At 61.8% G+C, this 17,108-nt stretch carries 19 protein-coding genes; 11 read left to right on the top strand and 8 right to left on the bottom strand.

Going from position 1 to position 17,108, the window contains the following annotated elements; all coding sequences use genetic code 11:
• Position 1 precedes the first annotated feature (1 nt).
• Both cobO and ACP15V_RS14845 read left to right on the top strand, forming a co-directional pair.
• Positions 2–631 carry a cob(I)yrinic acid a,c-diamide adenosyltransferase gene (gene cobO, locus ACP15V_RS14850; protein ID WP_424944503.1) on the top strand — a complete coding sequence of 210 codons (630 nt, stop codon included), beginning with the start codon at positions 2–4 and terminating at the stop codon, positions 629–631.
• Positions 632–683: 52 nt separating this feature from the next.
• Entirely contained in the window at positions 684–1,013 is a 330-nt protein-coding gene (locus ACP15V_RS14845; RefSeq protein ID WP_424944502.1) for a YciI family protein, read from the top strand.
• A gap of 156 nt (positions 1,014–1,169) precedes the next feature.
• Here the strand turns inward: ACP15V_RS14845 and ACP15V_RS14840 are convergent, their stop codons facing one another.
• Both ACP15V_RS14840 and ACP15V_RS14835 read right to left on the bottom strand, forming a co-directional pair.
• The gene (locus ACP15V_RS14840; protein ID WP_424944501.1) at positions 1,170–1,700 is read right to left on the bottom strand and encodes an NADPH-dependent FMN reductase; all 531 of its coding nucleotides are present in this window, start codon (positions 1,698–1,700) and stop codon (positions 1,170–1,172) included.
• A gap of 75 nt (positions 1,701–1,775) precedes the next feature.
• A complete protein-coding gene (locus ACP15V_RS14835; protein WP_424944500.1) occupies positions 1,776–2,177 on the bottom strand; it encodes a VOC family protein in 402 nt (133 codons plus the stop codon).
• A gap of 45 nt (positions 2,178–2,222) precedes the next feature.
• Here ACP15V_RS14835 and ACP15V_RS14830 point away from each other — a divergent pair, with 45 nt between their 5' ends.
• A complete protein-coding gene (locus ACP15V_RS14830; protein ID WP_424944499.1) occupies positions 2,223–3,053 on the top strand; it encodes an FAS1-like dehydratase domain-containing protein in 831 nt (276 codons plus the stop codon).
• 12 nt (positions 3,054–3,065) lie between these two features.
• Here the strand turns inward: ACP15V_RS14830 and ACP15V_RS14825 are convergent, their stop codons facing one another.
• The gene (locus ACP15V_RS14825) at positions 3,066–4,106 is read right to left on the bottom strand and encodes an NAD(P)/FAD-dependent oxidoreductase (RefSeq protein WP_424944498.1); all 1,041 of its coding nucleotides are present in this window, start codon (positions 4,104–4,106) and stop codon (positions 3,066–3,068) included.
• 52 nt (positions 4,107–4,158) lie between these two features.
• On the opposite strand from ACP15V_RS14825, the gene mnmD reads away from it, so the two are divergent.
• Both mnmD and ACP15V_RS14815 read left to right on the top strand, forming a co-directional pair.
• Positions 4,159–4,836: a tRNA (5-methylaminomethyl-2-thiouridine)(34)-methyltransferase MnmD gene (gene mnmD / locus ACP15V_RS14820; RefSeq protein ID WP_424944497.1), complete on the top strand. Its 678-nt coding sequence runs from the start codon at positions 4,159–4,161 to the stop codon at positions 4,834–4,836.
• Positions 4,837–4,882: 46 nt separating this feature from the next.
• On the top strand, positions 4,883–5,743 hold the full coding sequence (locus ACP15V_RS14815) for a DMT family transporter (RefSeq protein ID WP_424944496.1): 861 nt from the start codon (positions 4,883–4,885) through the stop codon (positions 5,741–5,743).
• Positions 5,744–5,883: 140 nt separating this feature from the next.
• Here ACP15V_RS14815 and ACP15V_RS14810 read toward each other — a convergent pair whose 3' ends face one another.
• The gene (locus ACP15V_RS14810) at positions 5,884–7,815 is read right to left on the bottom strand and encodes a lytic transglycosylase domain-containing protein (protein ID WP_424944495.1); all 1,932 of its coding nucleotides are present in this window, start codon (positions 7,813–7,815) and stop codon (positions 5,884–5,886) included.
• A gap of 173 nt (positions 7,816–7,988) precedes the next feature.
• On the opposite strand from ACP15V_RS14810, the gene dapA reads away from it, so the two are divergent.
• The 3 genes from dapA (at position 7,989) to smpB (ending at position 9,999) form a co-directional block, all read left to right on the top strand.
• Positions 7,989–8,864, top strand: coding sequence for a 4-hydroxy-tetrahydrodipicolinate synthase (gene dapA, locus ACP15V_RS14805; protein WP_424944494.1), 876 nt, complete (start codon positions 7,989–7,991; stop codon positions 8,862–8,864).
• Between the two features lie 137 nt (positions 8,865–9,001).
• Positions 9,002–9,481: a tRNA (N6-threonylcarbamoyladenosine(37)-N6)-methyltransferase TrmO gene (gene tsaA / locus ACP15V_RS14800; RefSeq protein WP_424944493.1), complete on the top strand. Its 480-nt coding sequence runs from the start codon at positions 9,002–9,004 to the stop codon at positions 9,479–9,481.
• 32 nt (positions 9,482–9,513) lie between these two features.
• The gene (smpB, locus tag ACP15V_RS14795) at positions 9,514–9,999 is read left to right on the top strand and encodes an SsrA-binding protein SmpB (RefSeq protein WP_424944492.1); all 486 of its coding nucleotides are present in this window, start codon (positions 9,514–9,516) and stop codon (positions 9,997–9,999) included.
• Positions 10,000–10,176: 177 nt separating this feature from the next.
• Here the strand turns inward: smpB and ACP15V_RS14790 are convergent, their stop codons facing one another.
• Positions 10,177–11,244 (bottom strand): helix-turn-helix domain-containing protein, encoded by a 1,068-nt coding sequence (locus ACP15V_RS14790; protein ID WP_424944491.1) that lies wholly within the window; start codon positions 11,242–11,244, stop codon positions 10,177–10,179.
• Positions 11,245–11,325: 81 nt separating this feature from the next.
• On the opposite strand from ACP15V_RS14790, the gene ACP15V_RS14785 reads away from it, so the two are divergent.
• Positions 11,326–12,339, top strand: coding sequence for an alpha/beta hydrolase family protein (locus tag ACP15V_RS14785; RefSeq protein WP_424944490.1), 1,014 nt, complete (start codon positions 11,326–11,328; stop codon positions 12,337–12,339).
• 228 nt (positions 12,340–12,567) lie between these two features.
• On the opposite strand, the gene ACP15V_RS14780 is transcribed toward ACP15V_RS14785, so the two are convergent.
• The 3 genes from ACP15V_RS14780 to ACP15V_RS14770 all read right to left on the bottom strand — a co-directional run bounded on the left by ACP15V_RS14780 (position 12,568) and on the right by ACP15V_RS14770 (position 15,965).
• Positions 12,568–14,367 carry a bifunctional molybdopterin-guanine dinucleotide biosynthesis adaptor protein MobB/molybdopterin molybdotransferase MoeA gene (locus ACP15V_RS14780; protein WP_424944489.1) on the bottom strand — a complete coding sequence of 600 codons (1,800 nt, stop codon included), beginning with the start codon at positions 14,365–14,367 and terminating at the stop codon, positions 12,568–12,570.
• A gap of 1 nt (position 14,368) precedes the next feature.
• Complete coding sequence (mobA, locus tag ACP15V_RS14775) at positions 14,369–15,001, bottom strand: molybdenum cofactor guanylyltransferase MobA (RefSeq protein WP_424944488.1); 633 nt, start codon at positions 14,999–15,001, stop codon at positions 14,369–14,371.
• A gap of 82 nt (positions 15,002–15,083) precedes the next feature.
• Positions 15,084–15,965, bottom strand: a complete 882-nt coding sequence (locus tag ACP15V_RS14770; RefSeq protein ID WP_424944487.1) for a formate dehydrogenase accessory sulfurtransferase FdhD — start codon at positions 15,963–15,965, stop codon at positions 15,084–15,086.
• Positions 15,966–16,050: 85 nt separating this feature from the next.
• On the opposite strand from ACP15V_RS14770, the gene ACP15V_RS14765 reads away from it, so the two are divergent.
• Positions 16,051–16,779: an AzlC family ABC transporter permease gene (locus ACP15V_RS14765; protein WP_424944486.1), complete on the top strand. Its 729-nt coding sequence runs from the start codon at positions 16,051–16,053 to the stop codon at positions 16,777–16,779.
• On the top strand, positions 16,776–17,105 hold the full coding sequence (locus ACP15V_RS14760) for an AzlD domain-containing protein (protein ID WP_424944485.1): 330 nt from the start codon (positions 16,776–16,778) through the stop codon (positions 17,103–17,105). Before ACP15V_RS14765 ends, ACP15V_RS14760 begins: the two co-directional genes overlap by 4 nt.
• Positions 17,106–17,108 lie beyond the last annotated feature (3 nt).

Here is a 17,108-nt window from a genome sequence, read left to right as displayed (position 1 = left end):
CATGACCGACAAACCCGCCAAGCCCCCCGTTGACCCCGAACGCCACGCGATGAAAATGGCCAAGAAAAAGGCCGCACGTGACAAGATCATGGCCACCAAGACCGACAAAAAGGGCCTGGTGATTGTGCATACCGGCAAGGGCAAGGGCAAAAGCTCGGCCGCGTTTGGGATGATTTTCCGTTGCATTGCCCATGACATGAAATGCGCCGTGGTGCAGTTCATCAAGGGCGGCATGGATTGCGGCGAGCGCGATCTGATCAACGCCAGGTTTGGCGATATCTGCGAGTTCTACACCATGGGTGAAGGCTTTACCTGGGAAACCCAGGACAAGACGCGCGACACCGAAATGGCGCAGGCCGCGTGGGAGAAATCCAAGGAACTGATCCGCGACCCCGCCAATAAAATGGTGCTTTTGGATGAAATCAACATCGCAATCCGCTATGGTTATGTGGATGCAGCAGATGTGGTGGCGTTCCTTGAGACGGAAAAACCCGAGATGACCCATGTGGTCCTGACCGGGCGCAATGCCGCGGAAGAGCTCATTGAACTGGCGGATCTCGTGACCGAAATGGAGCTGGTGAAACACCCGTTCCGGTCGGGCATCAAGGCACAGATCGGGGTGGAATTCTGATCCCGAACCTGACTTTGGTCGATCCGCCCTATTTTGATTATGGGAGGATATTATGCCGAGATTTTACATGGCCTATCACGTGACCCGCGATGTCGAGGACCCCGCGGAACAGGCCGACCATCAGGCACGTTACCAGGCCTGGAGTGAAAAACACGCAGGTGCTCTGGTGGTGCCTGCGCAACCGCTTGGGCCACAATGGACCGTATCGTCGGCCGGGATCCACGAAGGGTTCGAAGGGTCGATGATGGGGTTTTCGGTGCTGGATGCGCCTGATTATGATGCCGCCATCGCAATCGCCAAAGAATGTCCATTCTGCGACATTGGCAACCTGCAAGTGGCGGAAATGATGATCATGCCCGGCACCGCGCCCGAGCAGGGCTGATCGCACCGGCACAGCGCAAAGGAAACGGGGCGGCGTCAGATCCGCCCCCTTTTTCTTGCTCAAAATACCTCCGCCGGAGGCACAGGCTCACAACGTGAGCCATCCCCAAGCCTGTCGACCGAAGGTCGTAATGGCGCGGGAGGCCCCCGCCTCTGTTCAGATCGCGTCGCGCAGCTTGGTCATCAGGCTGGTCAGGTTCGCCTCGTAACGTTCGCTGATCAACTGGCCTTCTTCGTCAAACTCCTTGCCGCTGCCGGCCACCGCAATTTCCGGGCCGATCACCAGGCGGGGCTGGAACGGGGTCATGGCGGCCACCAAAGACGCCTGTGCGCGTTCTCCGCCCGCCCGGCCCGCAGCGGCAGACATCAGGGCCACCGGTTTGCCTTCCCAAGGTTGCGGCCGCACCCGGCTGACCCAATCCAGCGCGTTCTTCAACACCCCTGTCAGCATCTTGTTGTATTCGGGGGTGGAAATGATCACCGCATCTGCTGCTTTGATCTGATTGACCAGGGTCATGACCGGGGCGGGGATCCCCTCGGCCTCTTCCAGATCGCCGTCATAAAGGGGAAGGTTCAGGTCGGCTTCGATGAACTCACACTCCCCAAACACCCGTGCTGCATTTCGCAACAACATCCGGTTGGTGGATCCTTTGCGCAGCGCGCCCGACAGTCCCAGCAAATGTACCATGGCAATCATCCCTCCTGTTCGCTGATCCGAACATGGCCACTTGGCGGGCAGGGTTCAAGACAGAGGGGGGGTGGCCTAATCATCCAGCGGATTCGATATTTCGATCAGGTTCCCGTCCGGGTCGCGCAGGTAAATCGACCGGATCGGCCCGGTTGCCCCCGTGCGCCGCACCGGCCCTTCCTCGATGGGGACCTCCAGAGCATCGAGATGCGGCTGCCATTCCTCCAGCCCGCGATCCGACAGGAAACACAAATCCGCCGTGCCAGGGCCGGGCTGCGCCGCTTTTGGGTCATAAGGCCCATCCGCCGGATGCAGATTGATCTTCTGCGCCCCGAAACACAGCGCCCACCTAGTGCTGCCATCCGCCGGGCAAAAGGACACCGCCCGCATCCCCATCACGTCCTCATAAAACCGGATCGTGGCTTGCAGGTCGCGCACCGTCAGGACAAGGTGGTCAAGCATGGACACTGTGGGCATGGGCGTCTCCGTCTCTGACCGCAGGCTGACAGGAGGGCAGAACGTATGCAAGACCCGACAGATGTCACGCCGGGAAACACGTTGGACGACGCACCGCATATACTGCGTGATGTGATGGATCCGGCCCGTGCGGCGGCGTTTTTCGCCGCCCTTGATCTTGGTCCCGCCCCTACCTCTGATGACCCCCTGCCGCCCTTCTTGCACCAGATTTATTTCTGGGACGCGCAGCCCCCTGCGAAGTTGGGCCGCGACGGGCATCCGCGTGTTGGCGGTCTGATCCCCGACATGGGTCTGCCCCGCCGCATGTGGGCGGGGGGGCGGCTGGCCTTTCACGCGCCGCTTCTGGCCGGGATCCCCGCCGAGAAACACAGTTTCGTCGAAGACACGCAGCATAAAGACGGCCGCACCGGCCCGCTTGGCTTTGTCACTTTGCGCCATGAGATCTGGCAGGACCACACGCTGAAGGTGACCGAATGGCAGGATCTGGTCTATCGGGAAGACCCGTCGCCCGATACGCCCCTCCCGACGCCACAACCCGCCCCGGTGGACGAAGAAACATCTGAGACGTGGCAGTTTCCCTCAACCCTGCTCTTTCGCTACTCCGCGCTGACTTTCAATGGCCACCGCATCCATTACGATCTGGATTATGCGCGCGATGTGGAAGGCTATGACGGGTTGGTGGTGCATGGGCCGTTGCTGGCGCAGCTTTTGATGCTCAAGGCAACGCGAGAGCTGGGCCCGCTGGCCGGGTTCCGCTTCCGCGCCATGTCTCCAGTTCTGCACAGCCAAGAGGCCACGCTGTGCCGCAAGGGGCAGGTCTTATGGGTGCGTGGCCATGACGGGCGGTTGTGTATGCTGGCCGAAGCGGAGCTTTAGGCGGGTGGCGCTTCAAAGGCTCGCCTCAACGCGGAACCGGTCCGGCACAGTGTCCGCCCCATCCAGCACCAGATCCGCCATGACCTCGGCCACTTTCGGGGCCATGCCAAAGCCGATCTTGAAGCCGCCATTTGCAATGAACTCGCCTTCGCGCCCCGGCCATTCCCCCAACATCGGTGCGCGAGATTTGGCGCGGGGGCGCAGGCCAGCCCAGCGTTCAATCACCGGGGCCGCGCGCAAGACGGGCATGACCTCACCGGCCTGACGCAGGATGTCCTCCAGCTGCTCGTCGGTCTGATCGGGGGACGTGTAGTCGCGTTCGGACGTGGACCCCACCGCCACCGTGCCATTGTCATGCGGCACAATCAGAACCGGCCCGGCTGCAATCTGCGCCATGCCACGGGCATCGAGCCCCAGCACAGCGGCCTGACCTTTCACCCCATTGCCCACCTGCTTTTCGCACTCCGCTGACAGGGCTCGCAATCCGGCCAGGCCGGTGGCCCAGATCACTTTCCCTTCTTTCGGTGCCTCGCCGATCACCACCTCTCCGCCCAACGCGCGAATGGCGCCCGCCAGCGCGTTACAGGCTGACCGTGGGTGAATGCGCGCGCTGAGCGTGTCGTGGATCACCAACCCGGTTTCCGTGCGCGGTGACCAATCGCCATCGGGGGCGTCCATCACCTCCCACACCGCTTTGCCCTGCCAGCAGTCCCGCGCAGTTCCTGCGCGTTCACGGGCCAGTTCCAACGCGCGCTCGGTGTCAATCGGTTGCAACCGTCCAACCCGGCCATAGCCGGTGGGCAGGCCCGAAAGCTCTGTCGCGCGTCCCCAGAACCCTTCGGCCATGATCAGGCTTTGAAACTGAAACTCCTTGATGTCGTTCCAGTTCTCCGGCGCGTGCGGCGCAAGCATCCCAACCACGCCGCCGGAACACCCCGCCGCAATACCGGTGCGCTCGACCACCCGGACCTTCGCGCCACGCAACGCGCAGGCAAACGCCACGCCCAGGCCAAACACACCGGCCCCCATCACGGTCACATCTACTGTTGCCAAAGCGGTGATCCTTCCCCATTTTCGCGGCACGTTCCCCCTCATAGGCGATCCGATGACACAGGACCAGACAGCAGATCTCACGTGGAAAGACGGGGCCATCCCCGTCGCGACCCGGTTTGACGACCCGTATTTCAGCCTGGAAAACGGGTTGGCGGAAACGCGGCATGTGTTTTTGGCGGGCAATGACCTGCCCGCGCGGTTTCGGCCCGGGTTCCATGTGGCGGAACTGGGGTTTGGCACCGGCCTCAATATGCTCGCAACCCTATTGGCGTGGCAGGCGGCGGACGCCCCGGAGGGCGTGCAGTTCACCTCGTTTGAAGCCTATCCGATGGCGGTGGAGGATGTGGCCCGGTCGCTGGAAGCGTTCCCCGACGCGCGTGCCGTGGCCGATCCGTTTTTAGCGGCCTGGGCCGAGGGGCAACGGGTGTTTGACGTGCATGGCCTGCGGGTCGAGGTGATCGAAGGCGACGCGCGCGACAGGCTCGCCACTTGGGAGGGAAAAGCGGATGCCTGGTTCCTCGACGGGTTTTCCCCCGCCAAGAACCCGGAACTGTGGGGCGAAGACCTGATGAAAGAGGTGGCCCGCCACACCGCCCCCAATGGCACGTTTGCGACATATACTGCCGCAGGTTTTGTGCGCCGCGCTCTAGACGCGGGCGGGTTTGACGTGGAACGTGTGCCAGGGTTTGGGCGCAAACGGCATATGAGCCGGGGTGTGCTGCGTCCCTGACCAAAGGCAACCAGAGATCGCGGCAACCAGACAAGGCGGGCAAGACATGGAACAAAACACCCGTTTGGGCATCTGGCTGATGATCGCCACCACCTTTGTCTTTGCCATGCAGGACGGGATCTCGCGCCATTTGGCGGGGGAGTACAATGTCTGGATGGTGGTGATGATCCGTTATTGGTTCTTTGCCGCGTTTGTGGTCTGGCTGACACGCCGGGCGGGCAGCCTGCGCCGCGCGCTGAAGCCCGCGAAACCGGTGCTGCAGGTCTTCCGGGGCGCGCTTTTGGCGCTGGAGATTTGCGTGACCGTGTTGGCCTTTACGCTGCTGGGGCTGGTGGAAAGCCACGCCGTCTTCGCCTGTTACCCGCTTTTGGTGGCGGCGCTTTCTGGGCCTGTTCTTGGCGAACGCGTGGGCTGGCGGCGCTGGGTGGCGATCGGTGTGGGGTTCATCGGGATCCTGATCATCCTGAAACCGGGTTTTGGGGTCTTTGCCCCCGCCGCCATCGTGCCCTTGATCGGGGCCGGGATGTTCGCGCTTTACGGGCTTTTGACCCGCTACGCCGCGCGGTTTGACAGCACACAGACCAGTTTCTTCTGGACCGGGATCACCGGGGCTGCGGTGATGACCGCGATTGGAAGCTGGTTTTGGGAGCCGATGAACCGCAGCGATTGGATCTGGATGGGGGTGTTGTGCCTGACCGGGGTGCTGGGGCATTGGCTGTTGATCAAATGCTACGAGGTCGCCGAAGCGAGCGCGGTGCAGCCCTTTGCCTATCTGCAACTGGTTTTTGTTTCGATCTTGGGTGTGGTCGTGTTTGGCGAAGTGATTGAACCCAATGTGGTCATCGGCGCCATTGTGGTTGTGGCGGCAGGCGTCTTTACCCTTCAACGCGCCCGCAAGACCGGGTAGGGGGCTTCGCTTCGCTTGGGAAGTGGCTTTGCCCGTAGAACCCCAAGACACCTCAATCAAGCAAAAGTAGGCGAGGCATCCCACTCATTTTCTGGTCAAAAATATCCCGGGGTGAGAGCGAAGCTCGAGGGGCAGCGCCCCTATCGCTTCAGCTCTTTCGACAGGCGCATGGGTTGAGTTTTGCCGGTCAGGCGGGCGCGATAGACGGGTAGGCTTTCGGTCACGCGCATCACGTAATTGCGGGTTTCGCGAAAGGGGATGTGTTCGATCCAGTCGATGATGTCAGTTGACGCCGCGCGAGGATCCCCAAACCGTTCTGACCAGCTGCGGGATCGGCCGGGCCCTGCGTTATAGCCGACCGCGATCAGCACCGGGTTGCCGTCAAAATCCTCGATCAGTTTCGCGAGATATTCCGACCCGAGCCTTGTGTTATAGGCCGGGTCTTCGGTGAGGCGAGCCTTGGAATATGAAATCTCCAACCGCTTTGCCATATCCTTCGCGGTGCCGGGCATGAGTTGCATCAAGCCGCGCGCGCCCACGCCCGAGACCACCACCGGGTCAAACTCGCTTTCGCGCCGGGCAATCGCCAGTTCCAGCGCACGCGGAACGCGTGGATTGCCACGGCCGATGTCTGGGGTCGGAAAGTAGGGACGGTGCAGCACCCAGCCTTGGCGTGCAGAATATTTCGCCAGCATCACCCGCAGGTGTGGTTCCTGCATCTTCTCGGCCCAGCCGGCAAGATGGCCAATTTCGTCGCGGGTCAGGCTTTCGGCCAGGTGCACGGTGAATCGTTCGGTCCAGTAAAGCTCGCCGGCCGCCTGCAACAGGCGGGCGGCCTGCATGACCGAGCTGTTCCAAAACCCCTGTTGGGCAAAATCGCGGTGGCGTTCGCGCCCGGTGAGGTCAGGGTCCATGCGGATGCCGGCCCGTTCGGCGGCCAGTTGGCCGTAGAAACTTGTCTGGTATTTGGCGCCAAAGGCATAGGCGTCTTTGGCTTCGGCGTCCTGCCCCAATGCGTCATGGGCACGGCCAATCCAGTATCCGGCGCGACCCAGAGAAATCGGCGTGAACACGCCGCTGCGGAAACGTTTGAAATGGGCCAGCGCGGTGGCCGGGTCGTTCAGCTTGCGCAGGGCGATATAGCCGGACAGCCATTCCAGATCATTGTGATTGTTGCCCTCGGCCAGCTGGTGTTGCGACGCCAGTTGATAGGCCAGCTTGTCCTTGCCATCGCGCATCGCCCAACGGGCCAGCACCCGGCGCCAACTGCCCCAGCGGTCAGGTTGTCCCAGCATCGCCAGTGACTTCGAGCGCTCCAACAGCAGGTCAGCTGCATCCTGATTGCGGCCTTTCCCCGCGCGCCACAGGAACCGCTCATAGGTAAGGCCCGGATCGTCCGCCAGTTCGGTTGGGATCGCTTCGATCAGGGCATCAACGCCGCCTTTTCCTCGGCGCAGCGCGATGCGCGCGCGGGCCAGGGCAGCCTGCCCCGAAGACAGAAGCGGCAACATACGTTCCGCATCCTTGCTGTTGCCACGCCACAGCATGTCATCGGTGCGCTTCCAGTGGTGATCTTTCAGGGTCTGACCATGGCGGGCCACGAAGGCCTCGTGTTCGTCCTGATCCATGGATAGGGTGGTCCAGGCAGAAATGAGCACCTCCGTCACGTCTGGCCGCCCCACCACCTTCAGGGCTTCGGCATATCGCAGCGCACCGCGCCCGGTTTGCGGGGGCTGTGCGGCGAAGAAATCAAGCACGGGTTGCGGGGGGCCGCCCCGCGGGATGTTGCGTTCGGTTTGTCGGCGCAAGAGCTTCAATCCCGGCCAGTCATAGCGCCGGGTCAGAAAGGCGCGGGCGTCGTCGAAGCTGCCTTCACCTTGTCGCAGTTGATACCAGGTGATGATATCGACTGCGATCTCACCCGCGTCACGTGCCTTGATATGGGCATCTTGCCACTTATCCGCGCGGGCCGCGGCAATTGCGGCCTTTAGGGCCTCGGTTTTTCCGGCGTCGGGGGTGACGGTTTCGGCCTGAATCGGTGACAGGCCCAGCCAAATAAACCCGGCCAACATCATCATTATGTGGTAAAATCGCGCAATCATGCCCAAAACCTAACCTTGGCCCGTATCAGATCAACACACATTCTTGGCATTTCGCCAGAACCCGGCTAGTTTCCGCCGCGTTTGCGGGGCGATTCATGTGACGGTCCCCGCCGGATTTGACGACAACAACAAAGGAGCGTGTCATGTTCAAAGGAAGTCTTCCTGCCCTGGTCACGCCGTTCAAGGACGGCGCAGTGGATTTTGACGCGCTCAAACGTCTGGTCAACTGGCAGATCGACGAAGGATCCAACGGGCTGGTGCCGGTGGGCACCACGGGCGAAAGCCCCACGTTGTCCCACGAAGAGCATGAGGCCGTGATCGAGGTGACGGTTGAGGCCGCCGCGGGCCGTGTGCCGGTGATTGCCGGTGCCGGGTCAAACAACACCGTTGAAACCCTGCGCTTCATGGAACATGCCGAGCGTGTGGGTGCGGCGGCTGGTCTGGTGGTGACGCCTTATTACAACAAGCCGACCCAGCGCGGGCTGATCCATCACTTCCGCACCGTGGCGGATGCGGTGGACCTGCCGATCGTGATCTACAATATCCCGGGGCGCTCGGTGGTCGATATGACCCCGGCCACCATGGGCGAGCTGGCCAAGCACAAAAACATCATCGGCGTGAAAGACGCCACCGGCGATCTGGCCCGCGTCTCCGCCCAGCGGATCACCTGCGGCAAAGATTTTGTCCAACTGTCGGGCGAAGACGCCACGGCCCACGGGTTCAACGCGCAAGGCGGGCAGGGGTGCATTTCCGTGACCGCCAACGTCGCCCCGCGCCTGTGTGCCGAGATGCAGGCCGCGACGCTGGATGGTGATTTTGGTCGGGCGCTGGAAATTGCCGACAAGCTGATGCCGCTGCATCAGGCGATCTTCATGGAGCCGGGCACCTGCGGGGCAAAATATGCGCTGTCGAAACTGGGCCTGTGCTCGGACGAAGTGCGCTCGCCGCTGGTGGGGCTGATGGATGAGACCAAATCCGCGCTGGACGCCGCGATGCGCCACGCGGGCCTGATCAACTGACCTGGTGAAGATACTGCGAAAAGGCGCTCCAACCGGGGCGCCTTTTTTTGTTTGGGGATGTGACCTAAGGCCAACCGTCGCCTGTTCCTCGCCCGCGTCTCATGCCAATGTGCAGGGAAAATTTTAGGAGAGCCCCCATGTCCGATATCCGCGACGGAGAAATTGCCCTGCCGTTTGACCCGGCAGATGAGCCCGGCCCCTCGGTGGCCTTCATTGGCCGCGTGCGCAGCCCGTGGGAAAAGGGTACGGCGCCGGGCAATATCTCTGGCGCGCGCGAGCGGGGTGGGGCGTTCGCCATTGAGCTGGACCCGCGCTACCTGCAGGGGCTGACGGGGCTGGAGGTCGGGCGCGACATTGTCGTGATGTATTGGATGGATCGCGGGCGGCGAGATTTGATTGTGCAAAACCCGCGCCACACCGATGGGACGCGCGGCGTGTTTTCCCTGCGCTCGCCGGTGCGGCCCAACCCGATTGCCTTGGCCACGGTCAGGATTACGTCTATCGAAGGCGCGCGGATTGGTATTGATGCAATTGACTGTTTCGATGGCACCCCGGTGGTGGATATCAAACCGTGGATTGCCAGCATTGATCAGCCACAGGACGGGCCCGAGGGCTAGACACTGCGCGCGCCAGCGCCTACATCCGCTTTATGGCTAAGAAAAAACCTGTAAAAGAAGATGGCAACTACAAGGTGATCGCTGAAAACCGCCGCGCGCGGTATGATTATGCGATCGAGGATGACATCGAATGCGGGATTGTCCTGCAAGGGTCCGAGGTGAAATCCCTCAGGACCGGTGGGTCAAACATTGCCGAAAGCTATGCGGCTGTTGAGGAAGGCGAGCTTTACCTGACCAACGCCTATATCGCGCCTTACAAACAGGCCATCACCTGGGGGCACCAAGAGCGGCGCAAGCGCAAGCTTCTGGCGTCGAAGCGCGAGATTGCCCGGATGTGGAAAGCCACCCAGCGCGAGGGGATGACCCTTGTGCCGATGGTCATGTATTTCAATCACAAGGGCCTGGTGAAGGTGAAAATCGGCATCGCCAAGGGTAAGAAAGCCCATGACAAACGCGCCACCGAAGCCAAGCGCGATTGGGGCCGCCAAAAACAACGCCTGCTGCGCCACGGCGAGTGATGGCTGTATCTTCTGCGGAAGACACGGATTTGAGGTGCGGTTGACCCAGGCCACGATTTGGCCCGTCTTGACCGATGCTGCGCTTCGCAAGAATGACTGCATTGGTGAGGTGCAGCCAAAAACGTGACAGATTCTCAGTCAGGTTTGCCAAGGGTTTGTATCCGGCCTGGCACCACCCTAAAGCGCGTTTTTCCTGGTCTCGATTGAGGTTACATTTGGGGACGGTTGCACCGCTTTCGGCCATTTGCTTGGGGCAACACCTGTCTCTCGCAGGAACTCCCGATTGAAATTGGATTTCGTGTTGAAGCCGCTTTCCAGCATCGCCTCGGTCACGCTCATGCCATTCTCGATCTGTTCGCAGGCATGACGGATGCGCCAGGAATTGATGTACCGGGATACATTTCTTCCGGTCGAGCGATTGACCGCCATGGACAGCCGCTTTTCTGGCAGGTGCAAACGGCGGGCAAGCCGTGCAAGCGTCAGATTGGGATCAAGGTGCATCGGCTCTCGCTTCAGGAAATCTTCCAGTTTCGCGATAATCTTGACATCTTCCTGACTGGTTTGCGGCGCGGGAGCAGGAGCAACCCGCCCCTCATCGCCTTCGGTGCCGGATGCAGAGGGGCTGCCGCTGAGCATTCCGACCAGGAGCAGCACAAGCGACGAGGACGCCGTGATCATCCAGCCGGTCCACCCTGCGTTCCCGGTGGCAAATGCCACGGCAATCAGAACATCGCTGACAGCCGAGGCTATCAGGGCCCATCCGAGGACCTGCCAAATCACTGCCGGAATATGCCCGGCATCCAAACGCGCCAGTGGCATATCAGATGCACCGCGCAACTGAAAAAGGATCGCGCACCCATAGCCTGCAAAAACAAGCGGTATGATGACATCGGTCGTTTCGGGCGCAAAAATCCGGCAGAATAGCGTGAACGCCGGAGCCGCAAGGTGGACAGCCATCGCACGCAGGGACAGACGGCTGACCAGCGCATCCTGAAACGTGACCCACGCCAGTGACGGAACGAGTGTGGCGCTGACCGGTAAGACAGGTCGCAGCCATTCAACGCCATACCCCCCAACAAATGTGACAAGCGAGGACTGCACAGCGCAGGCGACAAGGAACGTCACAAGGAGCGGCCGCCCCCTGGACAGGAAGGTGCGTATGGCAAGATAGCCAAGAACAAGGGCGACGAAGGCAGGGATCGGAAGCATGGGCATAGCGCGAGTATCGTCCGAAAACCGGATCATGACGACCTGAATCCCGAAAAAAGGACGCGAGGACGTCCGTTTTCTCGCATCCGTTGGGCAGCGTTCAAAACGGAGGTTCCCATGAAACGTCTTGCTCTTCTCTCAATTCTTGCGCTGTCCCATGTTGCACCTGCAGCGGCGGACATGCTTCCGGGCTATGACCGGTTCGACCTGATGGCTGATCACCGGGCCCGGCCCGTCGCTGCCTCGATCTGGTATCCAGCGGCGAACCCGACTTACCGGGCCCCGGTAGGGGATGGTCCGATCTTCGATCCCACCTTCGCCTTCGTTGGTCCTGCCGTTGCCGAGGGAGAGCACCCGCTTGTGCTGCTGTCGCATGGATCAGGGGGCAATTCAGATAGTCTCGGCTGGCTGACCAGCGGACTTGTGGCGCGGGGCGCCATCGTGCTGGCCGTCAATCACCCCGGATCCACCAGCGGGGACAGCTCTCCTCGCCGGTCCGTCGATCTTGAAGCGCGGGCGAATGATCTGTCAGCCGCGCTCGACATGCTGCTTTCGGACCCTGCTTTCGCGCCCTTCATCGATCAGGATCAAATCGGCGCCATCGGTTTTTCCTTGGGTGGTACGACCGCGCTTGGCCTTGCCGGTGTTCGCTTCGATGGCTCGGTTCAGGATGCGAACTGTACAACGGGACCCGATGCCGCTGACTGCGTGTTCTTCCGGCTCGGGGGGGTGCGGTTTGCAGACCATCCCGGATACGCGGCGGATACGCGGGATCCGCGTATCACAAAGGCCGTGGTCGTTGACCCTGGGTTCGGAGGCTCCGTCGTCCCCGATAGCCTTGAAAACGCGCTTGCTGGAATGACGCTCATCAACCTTGGCGATACAGATCGTTTAGCCGCAGCCGATGTTGGGCCGGACGGAAACAACCTCGCAAACCGGCTGCTTGATGCGACTTACATCGAGATTGCCCCAGCCAAACATTTCACTTTTTTGGGCACATGTAAGCCGCGTGCAGCGGAACTTCTTCAAGAGGAAGGTGATGATCCGATCTGCACCGATCCCGAAGGGGCAGACCGGGCCGCTGTTCACGGCCAACTCATTGACGCCATTGCTACAGGCTTAGGCCTCTAGCCCAATCGGCTTCCTGTCCATTGGGTACGTTTGCGGCCTCCGGTTTCAACGCCTGGAGGTCGCGCGGCGCGGCCAAAATGCAACCGTTTCTGTCGCAAACGAAAACGACCTTTTTTACCCCCTCATTTCCTGAAGAAGCCATTGGCATAGCCGCAGCGAAATGGCACGCTATCCGCATAGTCGTAGCAAAGACCATTTCTCAAGCGCGCAATGCCAAAGGGGTGAGGTTTAAACCAACCCAAACCCCGCATAAGGCAGGAAGCGCACCGGATCGCCAGGGGTGATGTCTTGCGCCTCATCGGGCAGTTCCACAAGGCCTGTGGCCCAGGCCAGCCCCGAAATGCGGCCCGATCCTTCGGATTTGAACGCTTCCACCCGGCCATCCTCTCCAATGCGGGCGCGCAGGTATTCGCGGCGGCCTGCTTTTTTCTTTTTCGAAAACGCGGCGGGCAGGGTCATGGGTGTGGGGTCCAGCCAATCGCCCCCGGCCAGTACCGAAAAGGCCGGGCGGGCGAAGATCAGCGTGGTGACAAGGGCCGCGACCGGGTTTCCGGGCAGGCCAAAGACGGGCGTGGCATGACCCGTTTTGTTGGGCCATTGTGCCAGCGCCAGCGGCCGCCCCGGTTTGATCGCAATGCGCCAATGATGCAGTGACCCGTTGTCCTTGAGCAGGGCCGAGACGTGATCCTCGTCCCCCGCCGACGCCCCGCCGGAGGTCAGGATCACATCGGCCTTCTTGGCCCCTTCATCAAAGGCCGCGCGCAACGCGTTGCGATCATCGGCCACATGGCCCAGATCAACGGGCGTATAGCCCCAGGTTTCTGCCAACGTCAGCAGCATCGGTCGATTGGCATCAAAGGTGCGCGCCACGTCCATCGTGCTGCCCGGTGCGGCAAGCTCGTCCCCGGTCGACAGCACGCCGACACGGAGCATTTTGCGGGTTTCAACCTCGGCCAGCCCCAAGGCAGACAACAGCGCGATATCCGGTGCGCGCAGCTTGTGGCCCATCGGCAGCGCCAGTTCTCCGGCATCCACATCCTCGCCTGCCGCGCGGGCATTGGCGCCGGGCTTGGGGGCAGAAGGGAAGCTGACAGTGCCGTCGCCCAGCGTCACATCTTCTTGCAGCACAACGGTATCTACCCCGTCGGGCAACAGCGCGCCGGTCAGGATGCGGATTGCGTGACCCGCGGGCACAGAGCCCTGATACGGCCCGCCCGCAGCGGCCCGCCCGTCCAGAAGGGGCAGGGTGATCGGGGTGCCTGCGGGAAGGCCTGCATGGGCAAATCCATAGCCATCCACAGCGGAATTGGCCCCCGGAGGATTGGCCCGCATCGCCATATGGTCTCGGGCCAGAATACGACCGCGCGCCTGATCGGTGGGGACGGTTTCTACGCCTGTCACCGGGGAAAGGCGATCTCGCAACGTGGTCAGCGCCTCGTCCACCGGGGTCCAATGCACGCCGGGGGGCAGGGCGAAACAGTCGTTTTTCAGGCCCGTGGTTTTCCCAATGGTTTGCGGTGTCGGACGTGGGGTGATACCGGTCTCTTCAGCGATGAAGTCGGCAATCGCCATGGTGTCATCCAGATCAAACAGCGGGCAGGGCAGGTTGGTGGGTGTGTGGTCGGCGGCCACGGCGCGCACGGTTGTGTTTTCGCGCGCGATCAACGGCTGGCCGGTCTCAGTGCGGCAGGCTTCGATCTTGGGATGGCCCGCCGATTTGAACCCTTCGACCAGCACAAGATCGCAAGGCTGCAGGCGTTTCAAAAGCGCGTCGAGATCAGGTTTGGGGGTGTCCCTAAGCTCGTGCAGCTGGGCAATGCGGGTGTCGCTGACCAGCAAAACCTCTTGCGCGCCCGCGATGCGGTGGCGATGGGTGTCCGTTCCGGGCTGTTCCAGATCCACGCCGTGATGGGTGTGTTTGATGGTCGAGACCACCAGCCCGCGCGCGGTGAACTCTGCCACCAGCCGCTCCACCAACCCGGTTTTGCCGGAGTTCTTCCAGCCGGTGATGCCAAAGATGCGGGCCATATCAGCGGGCTCCTTTCAGAAGCGTTTCGGCGGTTGCCAGATCGTCCGGTGTGTTGACGTTGAAAAACGGATCAAACGGGTCCGGGGCATAGGGGGCCAGGGCCGCGCCGTGTTGGTCCGTCCACAGCACCACCTTGCGCAACCCGCCCGTCAACGCCGTGCGCAGATCCTCGCGCAGGGCGACCGGCCAGAGGCCAAAGGTGGGCTGGCGCATCGCGCTCCGGTCCGGGTCATGGGTGGCGGCCAGCGCGATGGGGGAGCCCTCGGCTTCGGAGGCGCAGGTAAGGCGGGACGCCAGATCGGTTGGGAAAAACGGCGTGTCGGCGGCGGCGGTCAGGATATGGGTTGCACCCTCGCCTGCGGCCCAGTCCATCCCCGCGAGCACGCCTGCAAGCGGGCCCGCGAAGCCGTCGATGCTGTCGGGCAGGATGGGCAGGCCGGTATCGGCAAAGCGGGCGGCGTCGCCATTGGCGTTCAGCGCCATGCGGTCCACCTGCGGGGCCAGACGATGGATCACATGATCCAGAAGCGTTGAGCCGCCCAGGGTCAGCCGTCCTTTGTCCAATTGCTGATCCTCACTGCCGCCCATCCGGGTGGCCAACCCGCCTGCCAGGATCACACCGTAGAGTTTCATGAGGTGGCCTTTCGGCTGGGGGGCGGAAAATTGCAATTTTCCGAGGCATTTTCTTCGAAGAAAATGGGTGTGCGGTGCGGGGTCATGTGCTTCCCTTCCGGCGGTGTTTCTTTTCGTCCGGGGCGGCGTGGGCTGGGTCCATGTCGCGGATCAATCGGTCGGCGCCGGAGAGGCAAGTGAACCGCTGGCCGCGCATCCGGCCGATCAGGGTCAGGCCGATCTCTTGTGCAATCTCGACCCCCCAGGCGGTGAAGCCAGAGCGGGACACCAGGGCGGGGATGCCCATCTGTGCGGTCTTGATCACCATCTCGGAGGTCAAGCGTCCGGTGGTATACAGGATCTTGTCCGCGCCCGCGACGCCCTCCGCCCGCATCCAGCCCGCCACTTTGTCGACCGCATTATGCCGTCCGACATCCTCCATGTAGACCAGTGGTCGGTCTTCCTGACACAACACGGTGCCGTGGATGGCGCCCGCTTCCAGATACAGCGATGGGGTGCGGTTGATCTTGTTGGCGAGCGTATAAAGCCAGGAGGTGCGCAGTTCGGTCTTGGGCAGGGTCAGCCCCTCCAACCCCTCCATCATGTCGCCAAAGACCGTGCCCACCGCGCAGCCCGAGGTGCGGGTTTTGCGCGCCAGCTTGTCCTCGAAATCGGTTTCCATCGCGGTGCGCACCACGACGATGTCCAGATCCTCGTCATACTCGACGCCGGTGACTTGATCGTCGTCGCGCAACATCCCCTGATTGCGCAAAAACCCCATCGCCAAGTAATCGGGATAATCGCCAATGGTCATGGCAGTCACAATTTCGCGGCTGTTGAGAAAGATGGTCAGTGGGCGTTCTTCTACCACATTGGCGGTGACCTCATTCCCATGCTCATCCTGCCCGATCACCGCGCGGGTCAGGCGGGCGGCAGTGGGATCCGGGGCGATAATGTAATCCTTGGTCGGGTCAATTTGTGACATATTGCGTCCTTGCAAAGCCCGCGGAAAGGTGCCGGGGCCATTCTTGCTCTTGCCCCTCAGAGGGTTATCGGCAATTTAGGGGCTGATGAGCAAACCTGTCACCCCCAAAACCGCCTTTCTGCGCGGAGCGCGCGACGCGCTGCCCTTCATCCTTGTGGTGGGGCCATTTGCGCTGCTCTTTGGTGTGGTCGGGGCCGAGGCCGGGTTGAACCTGGCCGAGATCATGGGGTTTTCCGTTCTGGTCATCGCGGGGGCGTCGCAGTTTGCCGCCCTGCAGGTGATGAGCGAAAACGCCCCGACGCTGATTGTCATCCTCACGGCACTTGCGGTCAACCTGCGTATGGCGATGTATTCCGCATCCCTGACACCTTATCTTGGCAAGGCCCCCATGTGGAAACGCGGGCTGGTGGCGTATTTCATGGTGGATCAGGCCTATACGCTGTCGCAGATCAAGTTCGAGATGGAGCCTGAATTGTCCGGCTCTGCGCGGTTTGCCTATTACCTTGGGACCGTAGTGCCAATTGCGCCGTTTTGGTACGTGCTGACCTATGTTGGGGCGGTGGCCGGAACGCAAATCCCGCCGGAATTTGCGCTGGATTTTGCCCTGCCGATCACCTTTATCGCGATGATCGCCCCGGCGCTGCGCACGCTTGCGCATATCGCGGCGGCCGTGACCTCGATCATCGTGGCGCTTCTGATGGCCTGGATGCCCTATGGCACGGGACTTCTGGTGGCGGCGACGCTTGCGATGATTGTTGGTGCGCAGGTTGAATTGTGGATGGCGCGGCGGGCAGATCGGGGGGCGCAAGCATGAGCTATTCGCACCTGTCAATTTGGGTGATCATCATCGGCATGGCCATTGGCAGCTTCCTGATCCGGTTCAGTTTTCTGGGTCTGATTGGCGACCGCCCGATGCCCGATTGGGTGCTGCGGCATTTGCGCTATACACCCGTGGCGGTGCTGCCGGGCCTGGTGGCGCCATTGGTCTTTTGGCCCGAAGCCACCGGCGGCACGACCGACCCGGCGCGACTTGCGGCCGCCTTGGTCACGCTGAGTGTCGGGTATTTCGGTAAAAACGTCCTTGCGGCGATCCTGTGCGGGGCGGCCACGCTTTACGGGATGATCTACCTGCTGGGATAACGT

The organism is Aliiroseovarius crassostreae (assembly GCF_049803815.1).
Lineage (GTDB): Bacteria > Pseudomonadota > Alphaproteobacteria > Rhodobacterales > Rhodobacteraceae > Aliiroseovarius > Aliiroseovarius crassostreae_A.
The sequence above is the reverse complement of the archived record's forward strand: the minus strand, read 5'-3'. Positions and strand labels throughout refer to the sequence as shown.

What these genes read in the sequence shown, in the direction of transcription:
- mobA (WP_424944488.1), bottom strand. Translation starts at nt 15,001, where the DNA reads ATGAAACTCTACGGTGTGATCCTGGCAGGCGGGTTGGCCACCCGGATG.
- ACP15V_RS14770 (WP_424944487.1), bottom strand. Translation starts at nt 15,965, where the DNA reads ATGTCACAAATTGACCCGACCAAGGATTACATTATCGCCCCGGATCCC.
- mnmD (WP_424944497.1), top strand. Translation starts at nt 4,159, where the DNA reads ATGACACAGGACCAGACAGCAGATCTCACGTGGAAAGACGGGGCCATC.
- ACP15V_RS14760 (WP_424944485.1), top strand. Translation starts at nt 16,776, where the DNA reads ATGAGCTATTCGCACCTGTCAATTTGGGTGATCATCATCGGCATGGCC.
- ACP15V_RS14835 (WP_424944500.1), bottom strand. Translation starts at nt 2,177, where the DNA reads ATGCCCACAGTGTCCATGCTTGACCACCTTGTCCTGACGGTGCGCGAC.
- ACP15V_RS14845 (WP_424944502.1), top strand. Translation starts at nt 684, where the DNA reads ATGCCGAGATTTTACATGGCCTATCACGTGACCCGCGATGTCGAGGAC.
- dapA (WP_424944494.1), top strand. Translation starts at nt 7,989, where the DNA reads ATGTTCAAAGGAAGTCTTCCTGCCCTGGTCACGCCGTTCAAGGACGGC.
- ACP15V_RS14785 (WP_424944490.1), top strand. Translation starts at nt 11,326, where the DNA reads ATGAAACGTCTTGCTCTTCTCTCAATTCTTGCGCTGTCCCATGTTGCA.
- ACP15V_RS14815 (WP_424944496.1), top strand. Translation starts at nt 4,883, where the DNA reads ATGGAACAAAACACCCGTTTGGGCATCTGGCTGATGATCGCCACCACC.
- ACP15V_RS14780 (WP_424944489.1), bottom strand. Translation starts at nt 14,367, where the DNA reads ATGGCCCGCATCTTTGGCATCACCGGCTGGAAGAACTCCGGCAAAACC.
- tsaA (WP_424944493.1), top strand. Translation starts at nt 9,002, where the DNA reads ATGTCCGATATCCGCGACGGAGAAATTGCCCTGCCGTTTGACCCGGCA.
- ACP15V_RS14830 (WP_424944499.1), top strand. Translation starts at nt 2,223, where the DNA reads ATGCAAGACCCGACAGATGTCACGCCGGGAAACACGTTGGACGACGCA.
- ACP15V_RS14810 (WP_424944495.1), bottom strand. Translation starts at nt 7,815, where the DNA reads ATGTTGGCCGGGTTTATTTGGCTGGGCCTGTCACCGATTCAGGCCGAA.
- cobO (WP_424944503.1), top strand. Translation starts at nt 2, where the DNA reads ATGACCGACAAACCCGCCAAGCCCCCCGTTGACCCCGAACGCCACGCG.
- ACP15V_RS14840 (WP_424944501.1), bottom strand. Translation starts at nt 1,700, where the DNA reads ATGGTACATTTGCTGGGACTGTCGGGCGCGCTGCGCAAAGGATCCACC.
- ACP15V_RS14765 (WP_424944486.1), top strand. Translation starts at nt 16,051, where the DNA reads ATGAGCAAACCTGTCACCCCCAAAACCGCCTTTCTGCGCGGAGCGCGC.
- smpB (WP_424944492.1), top strand. Translation starts at nt 9,514, where the DNA reads ATGGCTAAGAAAAAACCTGTAAAAGAAGATGGCAACTACAAGGTGATC.
- ACP15V_RS14790 (WP_424944491.1), bottom strand. Translation starts at nt 11,244, where the DNA reads ATGATCCGGTTTTCGGACGATACTCGCGCTATGCCCATGCTTCCGATC.